Genomic DNA, 19888 nt, shown 5'->3' with positions numbered 1-19888 from the left:
CCTTGCCGAGCCCGCCATTTTTCAGTTTAAATATCGCTATCGCGTTCGGATCAAACTCATATTCGGAGTCCTTCCATGTCGTACAACTAAAGGCGCTTACTTCGGAGATTTCACCTGCAAAATATCTGACGGCATCCACGGCGTGGCACCCGGCGGAAAGTATGCTGCTTCCCCCTAACGGTTTCTTGCTGCTCCAACGATGTTGACCGTACTGCGGGCCAACAAAATGCCAGTAGTCGATTTGGGCCATATAAATTCTTCCTAGCGCATCCTTTTCTATCAGCGCTTTTGTCGTTTCAAATGACGGATTCCATCGCAGGACAAAACTGACAACAGACTTAACCGGATTTTGCCGAATCGCGTTGGCCATTTTTTCGAGCGAAGCCCTATCCATCGCCATCGGTTTCTCAATGACCATATGTTTGCCATACTGTGCAGCTAAAACAGCTTGTTCGGGTCGTACATCGGGAGTTGAACAAAGCACCACGGCATCCACATTCGCATCCTTAACCGCTTCCATGTAGTCCGTAAAAATCTTGGCGTTGATACCCAGTTGTTCCAATAAAGATTTAGCCCGTTGTGAATCTTGCGTTACGACCCCGTATACTTCCGAATCGTCACGTAGATGTATGGCCTGCAAATATTCAACCGCAGCCCATCCCGTACCCGCTACTACAAAATTCAGCGCCATCATCCAACACTCCCTTTGTATTATTGAACTGCCTAAATAATGAAGCTAGATTGGCACGGGCTGCCCCAGCTTGACGGAGCGGTACCCGGCTAGCGCGACCTCTGCCGAACGAAGGCCATCGAGACCGTTGATCGGAACAGGTTTATCGTGCAGAAGGGCATCGACGAAACCTTTCACCATATATTTATCGCTGACATCGCCCCAGAAGCTGTATATCCCCTTGCCGATATCATCAGAGAATAGCTCGTTTTTTTGCGCGAACGCATCCACGGAAATGACCCCTTTGGTCCCTACAATCTCCATCGTGACATCTCCCCAAGTCGGGAAGGATTTGGGACGCGACCAGCTTGTATCAATCACGCCGAATACTCCGTTATCGAATTTCATATGGATCATGCCCGCATCATCCACTTCGGCGCCTTCCTGAAACAAGGTTGCGGCATAAGCATACACTTCCTTCACTCTGGAACCGGCCAGGAACCAATTCATCAAATCCATGACATGCACCGTATGATCGAGCAGTGCGCCGCCGCCGGACAGTTGCGGATTCGCGAACCATCCGCCTGGAAATGTACCGCGATTCGTCCCTTTGATAGCCACGATCTCCCCGATCTCTCCCCGATTTACGGCCTGCCTGGCCTCAACCACGGCAGTAAGATAACGACACGGAAATGCGGTCATCAATTGAACTCCGTTGACCTCGCAAGCGTCAATCATCCGCTTCATCTCTTCAACCGAAATGCCCAATGGTTTTTCACATAACACATGCTTCCCGGCATTTGCCGCATCTATCGTATGAGCCGCATGATTAACATTTTCGGAGCAGATAACGACAGCATCGATATCCGTCTTTAACAGCTCGCGATAATCCTCAAAGTAGACAATACCCGTCTGCTCCAACAGCGATTCTACGCGGCCTCTTATTTCGTGATAAATCCCCGTAACTTCCACCTCAGGCAGGTTGCGCAATGCGTTCAAGAACGAAAAAGCATGGAAGTGCGCAAAGCTGATCATCCCTATTTTTAATTTCCTCATCACCTGCCACCCCTATCTTCCCTTAACCTATCTTCATCATCCATATGTCGTTTCTATTAGACTCATGCTTTTCCGTTCTATAAAAGACTGGTTCGCTGCAAGCGTGACGACAAGTGTTTTTGAAGCATCTTCATAATTGCTTAGCACATGTGTCGAATCGCCTGAAACGATGGCTTCCACAAAACTTTTATCCTGTTCATAATACGCATCCATTTTCGTAATTTTCGTAATATTCTGATCATTATCGATAATCGTGATTTGTGTTCCATTAGCACGGAGTGACAAATAGAAATCAGGACCGAATATTTTTATTTCCGAGCCATTATAATAGGGGGAAACGCAAGACTCTGTCAGTGTTCCCACTGCCCCGTTTGCTAGTGTAAATGACAGGGCCCCGCCATCATAAATGGTAGAGTCCGGACTTTCTTGCAGGATCGTATTACGACCAAAATTTGCGTACACTTCGTTAAACTCGCTTACCAAATAGCGCACAAGATCGACTTGGTGAGTGACGGCATCGACGAGAAAGCCGCCTGACAGATCAAGTTGATTCCACCATTTTGCCGGGTGTCTTGTCCCGAATCGATGAACTTGAACCAAATGAACCTGCTTGCCATGCAAATATTGTTTGGCCATCTGCACCGTATCCAAATACCTTAAACAATAGCCGGTTGAGTTGATCACGCCCGATTCCCTAATGGCCCGCCCCTTGCGAGTGACGTCCTCCATATTTAAGCCTAAAGGTTTCTCCACCAGTAAATGAAGGTTATTTCCGGCTGCTATTTCCTCTAATTGACCTCTTGCAAACTGTGGGGAACAGATCAAAACAGCATCGATTTCTTTGTCATCGAGCAATCGTTCGGCGCTAGTTGCAATCGTCGCTCCCGTGGCATTGGCTACCTTCGCCGCCTGTTCCGGATTGATATCGAACACGGTTGCAATCCGCGCATTCTCAATGCGTGCCAGTGCTTTCACATGATTTTGAGCAATCCCGCCTGCGCCTATCATTCCAATCTTTATGCTCATGAATACAACGTCCTTTTCTATCATTCATTTATTGTTCTAGCAGGGTTCTAATATTTTGCAGTCCGATCCTGGTTCCGTATTCGCACGCTTCCTTGCCTTCAAACTCCAGAGACAAATCCCCTTCGTACCCAGACGACTTGATCATCCTCAACAGTTCCCAAACATCTACATCGCCTTGACCAAAAATGGCCCCGCGCAAATAGTTCCCATTCGCCGTTTGAAACCATCCTTCGCCCGGATTGCGATAAGAAGGTCTATAATAAAAATCCTTCAGATGAATCATCGCAGCAAATGGCAAACTTCTCTTCACGGCTGCTGCCGGATTCTCATCGACACATAAAAAGTTTCCGATATCCAAGGTCGTGCCGAAATTCCCCCTTTCGACAGCATGGATTAATGCCTCAATCCGTTCGCTATGCTGTATATAGACACCATGATTCTCCACGCTGGTCCTTATGCCGAATGGTTGCGCATAGTCGCTTATCCGCCTGCATGCTTCCGTCAAACGCGGCAAATCCGTGTAAAATTGTCGAAGCGTCGTTTCTCCAATCGGCCTGTGGGCTACATCGTGTCGCATTTGTGTCACGCCTAGCGCGACCGCAATATCAACCTGTCGCTTCACTCTAGTGATTTCCGCCTCATATTGGCTTTCATCGCCACCCACGAAATTCGCCTTAATTAAATAATTGGACAAAACAATATTGCATTGTTCTGCTTTCCTGCGAATGTCCTCGATCAGCCTGGGATTATCCTCTAAAGTAAACCCGATAGGGACGATCTCAATATGCTCGCATCCATGCTCGGCAGCCCATCCAATCACGTCAACGATCGTCATTCTTCCAGCACTCATGGCTTGGCTTAAACAATATGAACTCATGCCAATGCGCATTACCCCACCATCCTTTGAACAAGACCCGAGTTCCTGTAGAGGAACTCAGGCCATACTGTCATCCTGCTCCGATCACTCATTTATAATTTCTTGCACATACAATTCGTCGAACCAAGCCGTGCCGTTTGTGTGCGTATTCGAACTCAGATAAACCTGCAAATACTTGGATAAACTTCCGGGCGTCACTTCCAGCTCGTAATACTGCCACTCGGAACCCGGCTCAATGTCCCGCCAAACGTATCTAACTGATGCTGTCTTATCTGATTTGATCTCTCTCAAACCGATTTGTACAAGCCCGGTTGTCGATGCATTTTTTACCCAACCGCGCAGCACGTATGTCGCGCCAGGCTGAACGGGAATAAAGCCGGACGAGTTGATCACATTATACGTATTCGTTCCGCCATCCGGCAGTAATGCGACAGCATAACGCCCCTCATGCACCTCGTCTTGCACCCAGCTTCCCCGACGCATGAGCCAGCCATCCGGTGCCGCGCCATTGGCCTGCTCGAAGCCTGGATTGTGCAACAAGTTGTAGCTGACATGAACCGATAGCGGCAACGAATATATAACATCATCGCCTGATTTAATGTTTAATGCCATCTCGTACTCCCCTTCGATCATGCCTGGGGGCGCATAAATGGAGCCTGTTACGGTTGTATCCTGATGCCCGGCTAATACAAAAGGTTCCGGCAATTGTATCGTCATGTTTGTTGGAAGTTGATCTGCTTCCAGCGAGATCAATTGATCAAGTGCCACCTGGTTCGAGAGCGTTATATTAAACGCGTAGCTCCCATCCTTGTTCACAATAATTTTTGCAGGCGCCACCTTGGCCTCAAGGAGTTCCACGTACTGAAAGTAGCTCTCTTTCTCTACCGTAACGATAGTGCCTTGGTAGTTATATTCCAGTTTCAACACAATGCGATAACGACCATCCGGCACCGGCGCTTCGATTTCGAATGCAAATGCCCTCGTTGCCGATTCCTGTCCCTTAAGCTTTGCGATCGTCTGAGTCATCGGTTCCAGTGCAAAAACTTCTGGAAATTCCAATGTCAATTTTACGTCTATTAGATTGCTATTGACCAAGTTTTTAAGCTCCACCGACATTTCGTTCGATTGCATGGGACCGACTATACCGTCGCCTGCAAGCCCCATGACAACTTCTATTTCGGATCCCATTATCGGTGCGACATACGTTTTGATTTGGTTGAGTGCTTGCAGCATCGTTTCTTTCGTTGGTCCGTCAGCCATGTTATGGACGCGGCTTGATAACTGCTCAATCGTGTTAAATACCTTCGACGTTTCTTTCACGACATCTTTCATCTTTGGATTGGCGGATTGCAACTCGGTCTGGATCTCATCCAAGCTGCGTTTCAACTTTTGCAAACGCGACAACCATTGATGATCGGTTGAAAGCCCCTCAGCCTCATCGGCAGCATCCATTGCCTGTTCGATCATCGTTTCGAATGGAATGATATGATAATAAAGTGCCTGATTCGTTTCCAGCGACACTTGCAACGCATCAGCTTGACTATCTATCGACGTTTGGGATCCGCCGTACAATAGTTCTGCATGATAGCCCGTTAAACCTAATGGAATCGTTAGCTGTTGGGATTGGCCGCTCGTGTTAACCGCCATAACGTACAGGTCATCTCCGTCCTGCCATAAAGCCCACTCGCCCGCTTCCGACTTGCCGCTATCCAGTTGTTCAGCTTCAGCGACAAGATGTCCAATCCGTGACAATTCTTCACTGAACTGTAGCAACCCCGGCCAAAGTGCGGAGTCGCGTAATACGAAACCGATTTCATTAAGCGAATAGTAAGCCAGCCCTTGCGCTCCATTTACTACCGACTGGTACGCCATATTACGCACTTCATCAATTGTAGGGAGGTATGGGTGGTTAGAGTTGTACATCGCTTGCAGTACGGTCCAAACCGGTTTTCCTTCGCCAGCAGCGACTTTACCCAATGCTGTATGATCCCCGACCAATGAAATAGGCTGATCAGGAAGCGGGTAATAGTCCGTTGCGAAGATATCAGTCAATTTTGCTGTCGTATCATACGCCCATGTAATTGGCGCCTCAACCATATAAATTGGATGCTTTTTATCGATGGAACGAATAATTAGATTAGCATTGATCAGTTCTTCCTTTGTCTTACCATTGTGCAACGGTTCGTCCATGATCATCCACGCAAAAACAGCAGGATGATCCTTGAATCTCGTGACAAATTGTTCTGTCATGGCGGCGTTTTCGTGCACTTTCATGCCGTTGTATAGGACAACCATTAACTTTAGGCCATATTGCTCGGCAGTATCCAGCTCATTTTGTAATACCTCGGCATTATTTGTTCCACTGCTCTGCAACACATTGATACCCGCTTGGCTCAGATAAGGATAATCGCTTGGAGCTACGTGATAGCCGCCCACGGCAAAGAAAGGCTCTCCATCTACCAACAGCGTGCCATCATCCTGAAGCATCGATGGCCGATCAAATCTGTAAATGGTTTCTTTTGCTGTTTCCAAGAGAACATTGGCATTGTCCAACACTTGTACTTCGACTTGGTAAGTTTCCTCCTTCACCATCTGCGATGGGTCGAAGGGAACTATCATCTGTCCTTCCACAGCGGCCTGTGAATAGGTTGCTATCGTTACATTTGTTGCTTCATTATAGATGCGAACATCAATATGTTTATCGCTGAGCTGCTCCGCCGGAGAGTCAAGTGTGACATGGACTTGGCCATCCGTAAGATGCGAATAATAAATGATTTGGTCTGTGTTTAGCATGATCATCGGCTTATGTTCCAGCAATGTAAAGGAAACATCATCGAAGTAAACCGAGCCTGTGCCATATAGGCGCACATATACTTTGACCAGTTCTGCCTCAGGCGGCGCAGTAACCGGAACATCCAGCTGCTGCCATTCGCCGGTTAACTGATTACTTGGCAATATATGCGTCTTATCGAACCCGAGAATATGATTGGCATTGATCGCTTCATTTCCTCTATAGTATTCCAATTTGAAACCTACGCCTTGTCCTTGCACCCCCGTTGCCTTGAGCCAAGCAGAGATGTCATATGTCGCACCTTCCTCGACAGGCACAATCTGCATCAACCAAGGGTTTGTAGGTTGCGCGGTCTGAACCAGCATGCCTTTTGTTCCACTCCGCGCTGCGTCGGACGACAGTGTAAACGTTGGGTTCTCCCAGCCCCCCATGGCTTCCCAGTATTCCGGGACAGCCATGTCATTTTGCTCAAAACCGCCATTTAACAATAGATCATCGCCGATACTCGCAGCACCTGCTTGCGAAGTTCCTGCCACGATTATGAGTACAGCAGCAAAGCAGGCACACAGTGAAGCTCGAAATACAATCCGGATCGTACTCATCATACGAATTGACTTTGACATATCCATCTCTCCTTGTTAAGGATCATGTATTCGCTCGCAGTAAACCGTTACTTACTCGCTTGCGCATACCATTCGCGCACGCGTTTGGTTACTTCTTCCCCACCGCTCTTGTACCACTCCTCCACAAATGAATCGAATTTCTCGATCGGGTAGTCTCCAATAATAATTTTCGTCATCACTTCCTGATACGAGGTGTGATTTTGAATGTCGGCATAACCCTCATATACGCTTGCCGTCAGGCCGTCTCCAGCAATTGACTTCGAGTAGGCTTGATTGTCTTTCACGATTTGATTCCGCTGTTCGATGATCTTTACTGTCTCTGCATCGACGCCTTTTGATTCCAACTCAAGCTGAACTAATAAGGAATCCAGGTCGAATACAAAATTGCCTACGATCTTGGCCGAATTTCCTTCAAAGTCAGGCGGCAGAAGAACCTTTTCCCCATTGACAACCTCATGATCGACGCCTTCAACGCCGTAAATATTTTCTTCTCGATTTGCCGGATCATGAATCCAGTCTAATATCTTGAGTACATTGATGACTGTTTCCTCTCCTTTGTTGGCGATGACAAATTCCGGGCGATTGATTCGTTTATGTGTCACGAAGCCCTCATAACCGTCGACTTTAGGAACAGGCAGCGCGACCAAGTGCGCTTCCGGATTGATTTCTTTGAGTTGATCAAGCGGTCCTGTCGTATTTTTATTAATATGGAACCAGGCGCCCATTCGATCGGAATTCATCTTGGCGCTCCAATCGGCTGCACTGTTCAAAAACGTTTCATTATCTAATAATTTCTTGGCATACATGTCTCTCAGGTTAACTATGGCATCTCTCATATTCGAAGTGACACCGGAATAAGTAATCTCGCCCTCATAGATGTCCCACATCGGGAAACCTTCCCACATCGCTACGCCATACATGCCAAATAAAACATCCATCCAACGTCCAAATTCTCTACCCGATATCGGGATTTCATCATTCGGATCGCCATTGCCATTTGCATCTTGATCCAGAAATGCTTGCAAAACATCCTCAAACTCCGCTTTTGTTGTCGGCACTTTCTTACCTACGCGATCCAACCAATCTTGTCTAATAAATGCGCCATAGCTCTGGTAGAGCTCGACTCTCGGAAGGTAATAAATTCGTCCTTTCCCTGTCGGATCCGACGTGCGGACAACATTCCATATGTCCTCGGGGATCGCATTCCAAATATGAGGCGCATACTTCGGCAAATAATCGGTTAAATCCGCCAAAGCGCCTTGTTCGATTAATGTCCCTTCGATCCCTTGCCAAGGAACGAACGCATCCGGCAAGTCATTGCTGGCAATCCGCGTGTTTAAGCGTTGAATATACGCCGTTCCCCCTTCCCAGGGCACTAAAGGCGAATAGTAGCCGACTCCTACATTGTCGATCATCCATTTAGAGTAGGGAGAGTCTTTCTCCAACGCATTTTTAAAGTTTCCGTTATTGCCCCATATTTCGACGTATGGAATCTCTTTCTCTTTTTCTAGTTCTTTTTCTTTTTCTACTTCCTTCCCTGTTTCTTTTACCGTTTCTTTTGGTGCATTGCCTCCTGAATTATTGCTGCAACCAACGATGACCATACAGATAAGAACAAATACGATGAACAGTTTGTTGCTAAGGCCTCTAAGACGTGTATTCATTTCACTTTGCCCCTTTCGATTGCATTATATGGTAAACAGTTATTCAACTGATTACGCCATCCGTCATTATTTCACAGATCCTAACAAAGCGCCCTTTACAAAATGTTTTTGCAAAAATGGATAGACAAGCAAGATCGGAATTGTAGCAAAAATAATGGTAGTAGATTGTAATGTCGTATTATTATAAGGCAGTTCGACTTTTAGTCCTTCGGTGGCCATATCCGTGTAGATGATATATTCCCGTAATTTCAATTGCAGTGGATATAATGCTTGATCCTCAATAAACATTAATGGAGTCATAAATTGATTCCAAATGCCTACCGCATAAAAAATGCCAAGCGTAGCTAATACCGCTTTTGATGAAGGGAGCACGATTCGAAACAATAACCCGAAATAACCGCAGCCTTCCATTTGCGCCGCTTCTTCCAGTTCCTTCGGCATTCCTCTAAAAAAGGTCCGCATTATAATTAAATTAAAAGCGGATATCGTATGGGGGATAATGAGCACCCATATCGAGTTATACAAACCGTAGGAGCGCAGAGACAAAAAGTAAGGAATAATGGGATAACGAAAAATCATCGTCATCACAACCATAAACAATATGATTTTCGCTAATTTAAACTCGCTTTTCGCGAGCGGATAAGCCATTAATGCAGTGACCAGCAGACATAGGAACGTGCCTGCAACCGTAGCAAACACCGTAAGCAGAAACGAATGCCACAGCGGCGCTTGCTTTAAAACATAGAACCAGGATTCCAGATTAAATTGCACCGGCCAAAAAAAAACTTTACCTGCGTCGACCGGATTAGGCCCGCTAAAGCTTGTAGCCAGCACTTTTGCAAACGGCATAAGCATCAGAAGAGACAACAAGCCCAAAACAATCATAGTAAGATAACGGAATAAGGTATCCCCAAAGCTTTCTTTGTATTGGGCCATTACCATAATCCCCCCTCTTCCTGATATCTCCTTGCCAAACTGTTAAAGAATACAACGAGAATGAGGCCAATCAGTGATTGAAATAGTCCTATCGCCGTTGTTGCGCTATACTGTCCTTGAATGATGCCGACACGATACACATAGGTGTCGATCACATCGCCAACAGGGTAGGTCATCGGAGTAAGCAAGTTATAGATTTGATCAAAACTTAAATCTAGAACGTTCCCGATGTTTAATAATAATAGGACAACGACGGTTGGCATCAATAATGGCAGCGTAATGCTGAACATTTGGCGCAAACGACTCGCTCCGTCGGCCATCGCCGCTTCATAGATTTCCGGATTAATACTGCTGATCGCTGCCAGCAATATAATGGTTCCCCATCCCGCTTCCTTCCATATGCTGGTCAAAATCAGAATCAGGCGAAAGTAAGCTTCGCTCTGCATAAATAAAAGCGCTTCCAAGCCGATCCATTTGCGAACCGAATTCACGACACCCGAAAGGGAAAGAAATTGAACGGTAAGCGCAGAGATAATTACCCAAGAAAAAAAATGAGGCACATAATAAATCGTTTGCAGCGTTCTTTTGTAAGCCAAGTTTCTGATCTCATTAAATAGCAAAGCCAGAAAGATCGGCACTGGAAATACAAAAACGATATTATATAGTCCGATAATGGCCGTATTTTTTAACACGCGCCAAAATTGAGCATAGGAAAACAACGATTCGAAATGTTTGAAACCCACAAAGGGACTGTTCAAAATGCCTTTAAAAATCATGTAATCTTGAAAGGCGATCGTGATCCCCCCTAAGGGAATGTAGCGGAACATAATAAAGTAAAGGACTCCGGGAAAAACCATGAGATAAAGTGCCTTGTATTTCCGTATGTTCTTGATCCATCCTTCCTTCTGGAGACGCGCTTTTGTTACATTTTGCAATCTTATTGCCCCTCTCACACGTTCCTATTTGCCATGCAACAGTTTCAAAAATGCCTGCAAATAGAGCTCGTGTCCGTAATCATTCGGATGATTAATATTGTTAAGCAGCAAGCTTCCGGGCGTTTTACCAGCAGCAAGTTCTGCTTCCCATACAGCATAGGCGTCGGCTACGCCCACGTTGTACCTTATCCCGAGCTCACATAGTGCGGCAGCGTAATCAACGGTTCTCCCACTCGTACGTTGCCAGTCTGGATTTGGGGAACAGGGAGTAACTAAAATAATGTCACAGGAAGTTTGCTCGCGAAGCAATTTAATCATCGTTTCCATATTTTCAACAAATTGAGGTAATGGTACGGCGCTAACTTGCCCTGCGGCGGATATACTCTGATCATTCATCCCGTACCCTATCGTTACCAAATCAGGTCGTGTTGGAATGACGTCTCTCTCTATCCTGGCCAAACCACCCTTGCTTGTTTCGCCGCCGATCGCTTTATTCAATAAAGTGATGCCTGATCCCGCTGAAGGGCCATATTGCTCACATAAATAACGCGATAACCGGTTGAAATAAGTCCATTGCTCCGCACTTGCTTCCCCTCCTGTACTGATGCTATCGCCTAATACCGTGTAGGTGACTTGCGCGCCTGCCTGAAGTTTGGACCAGGTACGCGGCAGAATGGAGGAGGCTATTTGAGGATCAGCCTCCCTCTCATAACGGTCTGCGATGTAGTCGTACTGCGCATAAACTGTGTAAGCTTGATTACTATAATCAGCGTACAAGGTATGGTCAAAACGTTTTAAACCAAACATGGGGTGCAAGGACCAATCCGGAATACGACTGTTTGACGTACGACTTATGACTCCGCGTTCGTAATCGACTACATAATCTACATGCTCCTTAAAGATCACGTGTTCATCATTCGTAATCTCCTTTACAACATGGCTTCTGACCACAACTCCTTGACGCAAAGGCTTATACCGCAGCTTTAATGCTTCTTCGCCCACAAAAACAAAAGACTCGGCACGTTGTTGTTTAATCATCTCACTCATCAACCTTATCCCCGTCTAAATAATTTGGATTGTCTTTCTCTGTTTAATTGTAGGCCTCGTGAAAATCGAATGAAATACGACATTCTTTATGATTTAGTACGTCATCCTTTAGATAGCGCTTTCAAACAGCCCGTACAGCCTTGTCACTCCCTACTAAATCTTCTATACTGATGCTACGCTTCAGTCCGAATGGAGAGAGTATACATGCTGCTATATGTTTGGGAGAAATTTCAATCTATCAGCTTCTTCAAAAAGTTATTCTTATACTTTCTCGTATTGTGTATCATTCCAATTCTGATTATTACTCAAACCTTATATTCGCAAGGTAAAACGACCATTCAAACCTCCACTACGGATTTCATTCAGTTGTATGTCTCACAACTGAATACAACCTTAAACAACTATATTCTTCAAATCGATTACACCTCGAGAAGCATATTCAGCGATTACAATATGATCGCGTATTTGCAAGGAGAGTCGGTTTATTCGACCGGAGAACGTATTGAAAATAATCTGTTGATTTCCCGTCAGCTCCTCAGATTTTATGACCAGCTTCCCTACGTGGAATCGGTTCAAATCATAAGTAAAGAGGGCAAACAATACTCTACTGGCAATATTAATGCGCTTACAGATTATAAATTGCTGTTGGAGCAAAAATGGTTTCAGGAGATTCTGAAGGCAAATGGCGAGCTCGTTATCACGCCCTATTATGGCAAGACAACGCTTAAGGAGAAGGAGTTCGATGTGTTTACTGCTGGGCGGCTAATCAAGGATCAACAAGGAAAGATGGCCGGCGTTATCTTGTTTGAGCTCTCCTCCGCCAGTCTGATTACGATGGATAACCGTTTATTCGATATCCGCGATCAATATCAATCCCAAATTTTGGTTTACAATAAATATGACGAGCTCCTGTTCGATATAAGCCCCGAATACGGCGCATCAGATCAATCCATAATAAAGAATCCCGCTGAGCTAGATGACTCGATACTAAGCATTACGGATCGTTCCTCGGCAACGGGCATTAATGTGGCCGTATTTGTCCCCGTTAAAAATTTATATAAACAACTGGAACATTATAAACGCCTATCCATTTTGATTACATTATTAATATTGGTTATTATCATTCCCGCTTCGATCTGGATCAGCTATCAAATTACAAAACCGATTCAAAGACTCATCTATAATATGAAACACGTAGAGCAGGGCTACTATCGTCCGATCCTGGGGTCCCAGCATTCAGACGAGCTTGGTACATTAACGAAGCACTATAATCAAATGATTCTGCAGATCAAACATCTCATTGAAGATGTGTTAGCCTCCAAAATCAAACATAACGAGGCCCGTTTCCTTGCTCTGCAAAATCAGATCAATCCGCATTGGCTTAACAACACGTTAGAGTCCATTCGAATGGAGGCGCAGTTGAACAAGGCCCCTACCGTAGCCAAGATGATTCAGACACTCGGCAAGCTTTTCCAGATTGCTTTAAACAAATCGAACCGCAAAAATCAAATTCGCCATGAAATGGAGTATATAGATACCTATATTGCCCTGCAAAACATTCGATTTGACAACCGTTTTCATCTGCATGTAGAGCTTGATGAACAACTGCTCGATATACAGATTCCCAGAATTATCTTTCAGCCTTTGATAGAAAACAGTATTATTCATGGATTTCTGAGGCATGACCGTCAGTATCATATTTATATTAATGGGAGCATCGGCGCAGAGAGCTGTACGATCTCCATCAGGGACGATGGCGAGGGGATGACGGAAGAGGAACTGGCGTTCATTCGAACTAGCGTGCACAATCGATGCGCCGAAGAGGAATCTACCCATTCTCTGGGCTTAAAAAATGTTGTCGAACGCCTGCAATTGCATTACGGCGAAGCATTGGCCTTTCATATCGATTCATCTCCAGGCATAGGCACAAATATAATGATTTCCTTTCCTGTCAACCCGATCTGAATGAAAAGGAGCCCTGTCATGTACAAGGTATTATTGGTTGATGACGAAAATAGAATCACGCGCGGCTTGCAACAGATCATTCCTTGGGAGCAATTACGTTGTATCGTAGCAGGTACCGCATACAATGGAGAAGCAGGCTTGAAGTTAGCCGAGGAAACAAAGCCCGATATCATCATTACGGATATCAATATGCCTTACATGAACGGTCTGGAGATGATTGCCGCGCTTAAGCAAAATAAACATTCGATTAAATTCATTATTCTAAGCGGATATTCCGATTTTCAATATGCCCAAAAGGGAATTCAATTCGGCGTTTTAAATTACGTGCTTAAACCAGTGGACGAACATGAATTAGAGAGAAGTATTAGGCAAGCCATTACTGAAATTGAAGATGAACGCCTTAAAAACGATCAAATTGCAAGCTTGCAAGCTCAATACGGCAAATTTAATCCAGGGCAAGCTCCGCTTGATGCCGAAGAGCCAGAAGGACACCGGCACAAGGGAATGATTCAGGACATTAAAAATTATATAAATGAGCATTATGCAGAAAATCTATCGCTTGTCACTTTAGCTGATCTTTTTTTCATTAATCCCAGTTATTTAAGCCAGCTGTTCATGAAAAAAACGAATACTACTTTTCTTAATTATTTAACCTCCGTACGAATAAGCAAAGCCCAACACCTGTTAAAGGAGACAGACCTTAAAGTGTACGAAATCAGCAATCAGATTGGATACAAAGATACCAAATATTTCAGCAAAATATTCGAGAGAACTACCGGCTTAAAACCTGTCGAATACAGGAATCTGCAGGTTTAAAATCATAACGGGTCCGATAGACAGTGAGTACTTATGGGCCGACTTTATCCCAATTGATGAGCTTTTCAAGCAATATCGATAATAGAACACCCATAATAAATCCATTCGTAAGCAAAGGTTGCAAGAGCGCGGGCATTCCGCTAAACAGAGTCGCGTCTACATTCATAATACAAACCCCTATCAGAAGGGGGAGCGCCAAACGATGAATCGTAACGGAATTAAAATCATATCCTTTAATGCCTTTTAAGGATGTCCCCAATAACTGCAAATACGCGGCAAACAATACCGCATTTCCCACCGTTATGGGCAAGGTTGCCAGAATCCCCCCGAGAAAAGGGATGACTCCCAGCAACGACATCAACCCTCCGCCAATAAGAAAGGGTTTGCGATCGAAGTTTCTTGTACTTTCCAAAAAACCGATGCTAGAAGCAAATGTAGCATATGAAACCAGTCCCAGAACGGACGCCGCAATAGAAAACAGGCCTGTTAGCACATACGAACGTCTCAATTGGCTTTCCGTTGCTTTTTGCTGCAATAAATTAGAAACGGCTCGGACGGATGCGATCGTATTGCTTAAATTCACGAAGCTGGCCAGAAATGTAACCGCAATAATGCTGACATTTAAATTCGGCTTTCCAAACGGGAATATAGGGAAGCTTAGTGAAGACTCAACGTTAACGGCCTGTCCTGACGGAAAAACAAGCACATACAAGATCCAGCCTACGACCATTCCGATAAGGATGGAAAAGTTCCCGATCGCCGGTTTCCCTTTTATTTTGAGCAAAATGACGAATATGGCAATTCCTATGGAAAACAAACTTACGGGCATGTCCAATACCCCGTCTGCCGAAGTCTTCAGCATGCCCTTGAAAAAGATTAAAATCAATTGAAACGTTAATAAGAATAAAAAAACATTCATGACCATCGGCGTAAAGATTTTTTGAATAAAGCCAAGGAGATTAAAGGCCCCCAGCATCGCAACAACGAATCCGGCAAGCAACATCCCGGTGGCAATTCCTCCGCCAATCGATGTCAAGCTCATGCCCATGGAAGAGGCAGATGCGCTTAAAGTTAACGTTAACCCCCACATGACTCCGGAATGTCCTTCCAGAAGCGGATATCGGTGGCCGATAAACCCCTGCAGCATGCAAGCAATTCCCGTAAAGATCAAAGAGCTTCGTAAAATTCCGGCTATATCATGTGTCGGCAGATCGAAGGCTGAGCCCACAGATAGGGGAACAACGACCGTATTGGCAAAAATAAAAAACAACCATTGTACAGAAGCAAGCGGTAATGTCCATGATGTATGTTTTCGCATGTTCTCATTATCCTATGTTTTGTTTAATTGTCAACATGAGTTGTTCCCCTAAACCAATACACGGCATCGAATTGCGATTTTACAAAACCGCAATTCGAGGCCGTGTGTTTTGGTTAATACTATCATTCCTCTAAAGCAAAAGATCATTCCATGGTCGATATCAACGATCCGTGTCTGCAAACGCCCTATCTTGAACCTCGGCCAAGCGAACGAACAAACGCTCATGCATTCGTTTTTGCAGTTCGACATAGACGCCCTCAAAAGCGTCATCGAGGAGGTTTTCCGTTTCATACGGGTCGTTTTGGGCATGAATCAGGCGGATGGCCTTTACGGTAGAATCCCTTTTCTCGACAGCGTAGAAATACGTACCGTCAAACAAAGCTCGCCAGTTCCCGACGCCAAGCAAAACATCCTGCTGGCAAACGCCTTCCCCGCTGGTAATCCAGGGCGCCTGCGATACGCCCGGCAAATTCGTTCCAGGCTTTATACCGGCCAGCTCAAGCAGCGTGGGCATAACGTCCACCGAATTGATAAGCGCGTCCGTCCCCTTTCCCGAAGGAACCCCTGCCTCCGGCCCCCACGCGATAAATGGAGTACGGTAAGCATTCTGGTACGGCAAGCTCTTTTCGCGCAGAAAATTGTCACTCAACATATCGCCATGGTCCGATGTAAAAATGACAATCGTATTTCGAGACTCTCCCGTCCGCTCTAGGCAATCCATCACACGCCCGATCTGCTCGTCAAGGCAAGTAATCATCGCGTAGCATTCCTTCAGAAAAATGCTGGTAAGCTTGCGGAAACGCTCAGGAACATTGGGATCCAGCGTCAACCCCGTTTCGTCATACATATCCAAATACCGCTGCGGGAGCAATTGGGTCAGCAGCGACTGCGGAAATGTGCCGCAAAATGCCAACGGATTGGCGACATTCAGCATCTCTTCCGTCAATCCAAGCTCCAGGCTTTGGTTCAACTCGCGTATATATTCTCGCGTTGCCGGCATACCGTACAAGGCCGGCATCGTGGCAATATGCGGTTCGCTGTAATTCAATTGCAAAAGCCACGGCTTGCTTTGATGCCGCTCGATAAAGTCCATCGCGATTTCGCTGCGCACTTCGGCTCCGTATCGGCCGTAATACTTCGTGTCCAGCATGCCCCGTTCGTCGTATATCGGCGTATCCCAGTGGTGGTCGCCGCCCGTTCCGTACCAGTGTTTCCAGCCGAGTCGATGCTCCGGTCTGACCCATCCGTCCTTTTCCTCGATCTCGTCCAGGCCGAAATGGGATTTGCCGACAAAACAGGTTTCATAACCTGCCTCGCTGAAATACTCCGCCACGCCTTTGAAACTTGGCTTGAATAAATCCGCATTGCTCCTTACTCCATGCTGGTGCGGATATAAACCGCTTTGCAAAGAGGCTCTGTAAGGCGCGCACACGGGCGACGCAGATACGCTGTTCGAAAAGGTTACGCCCTCCCGCGACAATTTGTCGATAACCGGTGTTTTTACATCCCGGTTTCCGTAGGCGCCAACCGCTGTTTTACGCAGTTGGTCGGCCACAATAAGCAGTATATTCGGTTGAATCATCATGCAACGCCTCCAAGCTGAGATGGCAAAAGATCATTCCACGGTCGAGCGCTTTTGAAAGCCTTTAATCTCGATGACAGGGCGGACCGATAAGTCCGTCTCATCTGGTTGGGCTTCAAAAAGCAGTCCTTTTTTCTCCACGCAGGTGACCGTCATCGTGATCGTCTCCCCTGGGAATAAACTTTCGAACGCCCCATCCGCAAGGAGCCAGAATCGGTCGCTCGTTTCTTCCGGATAGAGGTGCAAGGCGACGACCGCGCCCGAATTTGTAATCCGGTAACGATAGTTGTGCTCCGGACCACTCAAGCTCTCGTTTGTCCATTGTTCAACCAATTCTATATCAAGCCTGGAGTCCTCCAGTTCCAACGCAGGCGCATAAACGGCCTCATCCCTGACGGAGAAAGTATACAGATTGCGGTTTTCGCCCGATGCAGCTCCTTCCAGCGTCAATCGTACAAAGAACAGCTCCTCCCCCGTTCGCGGCACTTCGAAAACAAGCTCGCCGATCTCAAGCGCTTTGTCCGCTTCGGAAACTCCCAGGAATTGCTGTTCATGAAGCAGTTGCCCGTGTGCGTTAAGAACCTGGGCAGTCACTGCGGATTGCTCCGAACCACCTGCGCGATGAACAAAGATCCCTGCTTTAAAGCTCTCACCAGGCTTATAGTTTAAGCGACGGTAATCAAGCGACACATGGTTTGGCGAGAATGCTTTCCTTGCCGAGTAATACGCCATTTTGCCTTCGCCGTAATAATCGACCAGGTTCGTACAGGATACGTTCGGCCAAGGCTCGTTTAATTGCCAAATAATGCTGCCGCTATTCCGGAACTTCCGTCTGCGGTTCGCTTCCAGTATGAAACGCAATCCTTCCGACTGGATCCATTGACTGCAAGCGACGAACGTCTCCAGGTCAGGCACGGCCCCAAACATGTTAAGCTCGCGGCTGTAAGTATCCCACCATTCTCCATGATGGCGCCACACGCTGCTATTCTCCATGGATGCAGGAGCAAGATGCGTCTCGCTCAAGCATTTCCGAATGCTCTTTGCCGTGTTTAAGCCATCGACTCCGAACTCGCTATGGAATAAGTTATCCGACTCTCCATACAGCTCATAATGATTCGGATTTCCTTCATACTTCCACCATCCGTGTATATCATGGCTCACGCCCTTCTCCCGGGTAATATGTTCGACGGGACCGGAAGCCGAGGTAGGCAGGAACAACCGCTGCGGATCATAGGCTTCGACCAGAGCCTTCAACATGGACAGATTCTCATCCTCATAGGTCGACGGCACTCGGGATTCGCTCATCAGCTCGTTGCCGCCGCTCCAGACGCTCAAGCTTGTATGGTTCCGACGGTCCTTAAGCGCCGCAATAGCGGATTGCTCCAGCAACGCAAGAAATTCCGGCCGCTTGGAAGGGATGTTATCAATGCCGGAGCTGGATTGAATAAATTCCTGCCAGACCATAAGGCCATGCCGATCGCAGAGGTCGTAGAATGCCTTCTTTTCGACAATTCCGCCTCCCCATACTCGAATCATATTGATGTTGGCATGTTTGGCCAAACGAACGATCCATTCGTATCTGGATAGGCTGACATTGCCGTACAAATGATCAAGCGGCGTCATATTGACGCCTTTGATATAAACCTTCTTGCCGTTGATGACAACGGTATAAGGGAGCGCCTCCTCGGGACTGTCCACGTTGCTGACGTAATTCAGGCTCCGAATTCCTACCTTGTATATTTTTTCGTCGAGCAACGATTCTCCATGATGTAGGCGAATACGCATCTCATACAAAGGCTGAGCACCGTATCCGTTGGGATACCACAATTCGGGAGCTTGGATCCGAAACTCGGTGGAGTAAGAGCTGTCGTCGGCAGGTATGAACGTCGCCTGCTCGCCTGCCTGATTTCCTTGCGGATCCGACAGGATCACGCTGATTGTCAATTGTCCCGCGATACTTCTATAGGAGCGAATATCCGTCGATACGGTTATAATGCCTTCCCCTTCGGAATCCACATCCGATCTTACATAGACATTGTCCATGGAATGGGATTGATGAACCTTGAAGACTACGTCTTCCCATATCCCTATATTGACCAGCCGCGTCGAGAAATCCCATTTATAGTTGAAACGGCTCTTTTGGGTAAAGGTCTGCGACGTTTTTCCGATTTGCCCCATCTCATCCGGTACATGCTTTAGAATAATCATAAGCTGGACCGTATCTTTTTGCTTAAGTACCTCCGTTACATCCAGAACGGCCGGGTGGAACATGCCTTTATGCTCCCCTAGCCACTGGCCGTTCATATAAATGATAGCTTCATAATCCAAACCTTTGCATATAAGCTCTATTTTCTCGCCTTCAACATCCGGCCGGGGAAACTCCGTCTTATATACCCACCAACGATGCTCCACCCATTCGCACAGAAGACTGTTATTGTCCTGGTACGGATTGTCGATCAGCCCCGCCCGGAACAGGTCGTAATGCACGCCTCCCGGAACGGTTGCCGGCATCCAATCCGTTACTCCCATGAGCTCCATGCCGGTTTCCGCACTGTTTCGCAGCATCGGCACCCAAGGCCAAA

14 protein-coding genes are annotated in these 19888 nt (G+C 46.4%); 2 read left to right on the top strand and 12 right to left on the bottom strand.

All coding sequences use genetic code 11. From position 1 onward, the window contains the following. The 9 genes from PAT3040_RS07080 to PAT3040_RS07040 all read right to left on the bottom strand — a co-directional run. Positions 1 to 694 (bottom strand): Gfo/Idh/MocA family protein (locus PAT3040_RS07080; protein WP_108992040.1); only part of this gene is annotated, 694 nt, incomplete at its 3' end. 42 nt (positions 695 to 736) lie between these two features. Then, a complete protein-coding gene (locus PAT3040_RS07075) occupies positions 737 to 1726 on the bottom strand; it encodes a Gfo/Idh/MocA family protein (RefSeq protein WP_108992037.1) in 990 nt (329 codons plus the stop codon). Between the two features lie 36 nt (positions 1727 to 1762). Beyond that, entirely contained in the window at positions 1763 to 2752 is a 990-nt protein-coding gene (locus PAT3040_RS07070; RefSeq protein WP_181376477.1) for a Gfo/Idh/MocA family protein, read from the bottom strand. Between the two features lie 28 nt (positions 2753 to 2780). Beyond that, entirely contained in the window at positions 2781 to 3587 is an 807-nt protein-coding gene (locus PAT3040_RS07065; RefSeq protein ID WP_307719159.1) for a sugar phosphate isomerase/epimerase family protein, read from the bottom strand. 126 nt (positions 3588 to 3713) lie between these two features. Further along, positions 3714 to 7043 carry a carbohydrate binding domain-containing protein gene (locus tag PAT3040_RS07060; RefSeq protein WP_181376476.1) on the bottom strand — a complete coding sequence of 1110 codons (3330 nt, stop codon included), beginning with the start codon at positions 7041 to 7043 and terminating at the stop codon, positions 3714 to 3716. A gap of 47 nt (positions 7044 to 7090) precedes the next feature. Next, positions 7091 to 8707, bottom strand: coding sequence for a type 2 periplasmic-binding domain-containing protein (locus tag PAT3040_RS07055; protein ID WP_108992033.1), 1617 nt, complete (start codon positions 8705 to 8707; stop codon positions 7091 to 7093). A 66-nt stretch (positions 8708 to 8773) separates the two neighbouring features. Next, entirely contained in the window at positions 8774 to 9643 is an 870-nt protein-coding gene (locus PAT3040_RS07050; protein ID WP_108992039.1) for a carbohydrate ABC transporter permease, read from the bottom strand. Next, complete coding sequence (locus PAT3040_RS07045) at positions 9643 to 10578, bottom strand: ABC transporter permease (RefSeq protein ID WP_258234880.1); 936 nt, start codon at positions 10576 to 10578, stop codon at positions 9643 to 9645. Before PAT3040_RS07045 ends, PAT3040_RS07050 begins: the two co-directional genes overlap by 1 nt. 24 nt (positions 10579 to 10602) lie before the next feature. After that, positions 10603 to 11616, bottom strand: a complete 1014-nt coding sequence (locus PAT3040_RS07040; protein WP_181376475.1) for an SGNH/GDSL hydrolase family protein — start codon at positions 11614 to 11616, stop codon at positions 10603 to 10605. A gap of 213 nt (positions 11617 to 11829) precedes the next feature. On the opposite strand from PAT3040_RS07040, the gene PAT3040_RS07035 reads away from it, so the two are divergent. Both PAT3040_RS07035 and PAT3040_RS07030 read left to right on the top strand, forming a co-directional pair. Continuing rightward, the gene (locus PAT3040_RS07035) at positions 11830 to 13590 is read left to right on the top strand and encodes a cache domain-containing sensor histidine kinase (RefSeq protein ID WP_181376474.1); all 1761 of its coding nucleotides are present in this window, start codon (positions 11830 to 11832) and stop codon (positions 13588 to 13590) included. A gap of 18 nt (positions 13591 to 13608) precedes the next feature. Further along, on the top strand, positions 13609 to 14406 hold the full coding sequence (locus tag PAT3040_RS07030; RefSeq protein WP_181376473.1) for a response regulator transcription factor: 798 nt from the start codon (positions 13609 to 13611) through the stop codon (positions 14404 to 14406). 31 nt (positions 14407 to 14437) lie between these two features. On the opposite strand, the gene PAT3040_RS07025 is transcribed toward PAT3040_RS07030, so the two are convergent. The 3 genes from PAT3040_RS07025 to PAT3040_RS07015 all read right to left on the bottom strand — a co-directional run. Continuing rightward, positions 14438 to 15724: a uracil/xanthine transporter gene (locus PAT3040_RS07025; RefSeq protein WP_108992029.1), complete on the bottom strand. Its 1287-nt coding sequence runs from the start codon at positions 15722 to 15724 to the stop codon at positions 14438 to 14440. A gap of 160 nt (positions 15725 to 15884) precedes the next feature. Next, the gene (locus PAT3040_RS07020; RefSeq protein ID WP_108992028.1) at positions 15885 to 17309 is read right to left on the bottom strand and encodes a sulfatase-like hydrolase/transferase; all 1425 of its coding nucleotides are present in this window, start codon (positions 17307 to 17309) and stop codon (positions 15885 to 15887) included. A gap of 30 nt (positions 17310 to 17339) precedes the next feature. Further along, positions 17340 to 19888: glycoside hydrolase family 2 protein (locus PAT3040_RS07015; RefSeq protein ID WP_108992027.1), on the bottom strand; the 2549-nt coding region annotated here is incomplete at its 5' end.

It is taken from the genome of Paenibacillus agaridevorans, from assembly GCF_003112455.1.
Lineage (GTDB): Bacteria > Bacillota > Bacilli > Paenibacillales > Paenibacillaceae > Pristimantibacillus > Pristimantibacillus agaridevorans.
The sequence above is the reverse complement of the archived record's forward strand: the minus strand, read 5'-3'. Positions and strand labels throughout refer to the sequence as shown.

Coding starts and splice junctions, on each gene's coding strand:
- PAT3040_RS07035 (WP_181376474.1), top strand. CDS start 11,830: ATGCTGCTATATGTTTGGGAGAAATTTCAATCTATCAGCTTCTTCAAA.
- PAT3040_RS07070 (WP_181376477.1), bottom strand. CDS start 2,752: ATGAGCATAAAGATTGGAATGATAGGCGCAGGCGGGATTGCTCAAAAT.
- PAT3040_RS07025 (WP_108992029.1), bottom strand. CDS start 15,724: ATGCGAAAACATACATCATGGACATTACCGCTTGCTTCTGTACAATGG.
- PAT3040_RS07020 (WP_108992028.1), bottom strand. CDS start 17,309: ATGATGATTCAACCGAATATACTGCTTATTGTGGCCGACCAACTGCGT.
- PAT3040_RS07065 (WP_307719159.1), bottom strand. CDS start 3,587: ATGACGATCGTTGACGTGATTGGATGGGCTGCCGAGCATGGATGCGAG.
- PAT3040_RS07075 (WP_108992037.1), bottom strand. CDS start 1,726: ATGAGGAAATTAAAAATAGGGATGATCAGCTTTGCGCACTTCCATGCT.
- PAT3040_RS07030 (WP_181376473.1), top strand. CDS start 13,609: ATGTACAAGGTATTATTGGTTGATGACGAAAATAGAATCACGCGCGGC.
- PAT3040_RS07055 (WP_108992033.1), bottom strand. CDS start 8,707: ATGAATACACGTCTTAGAGGCCTTAGCAACAAACTGTTCATCGTATTT.
- PAT3040_RS07060 (WP_181376476.1), bottom strand. CDS start 7,043: ATGTCAAAGTCAATTCGTATGATGAGTACGATCCGGATTGTATTTCGA.
- PAT3040_RS07040 (WP_181376475.1), bottom strand. CDS start 11,616: ATGATTAAACAACAACGTGCCGAGTCTTTTGTTTTTGTGGGCGAAGAA.
- PAT3040_RS07050 (WP_108992039.1), bottom strand. CDS start 9,643: ATGGCCCAATACAAAGAAAGCTTTGGGGATACCTTATTCCGTTATCTT.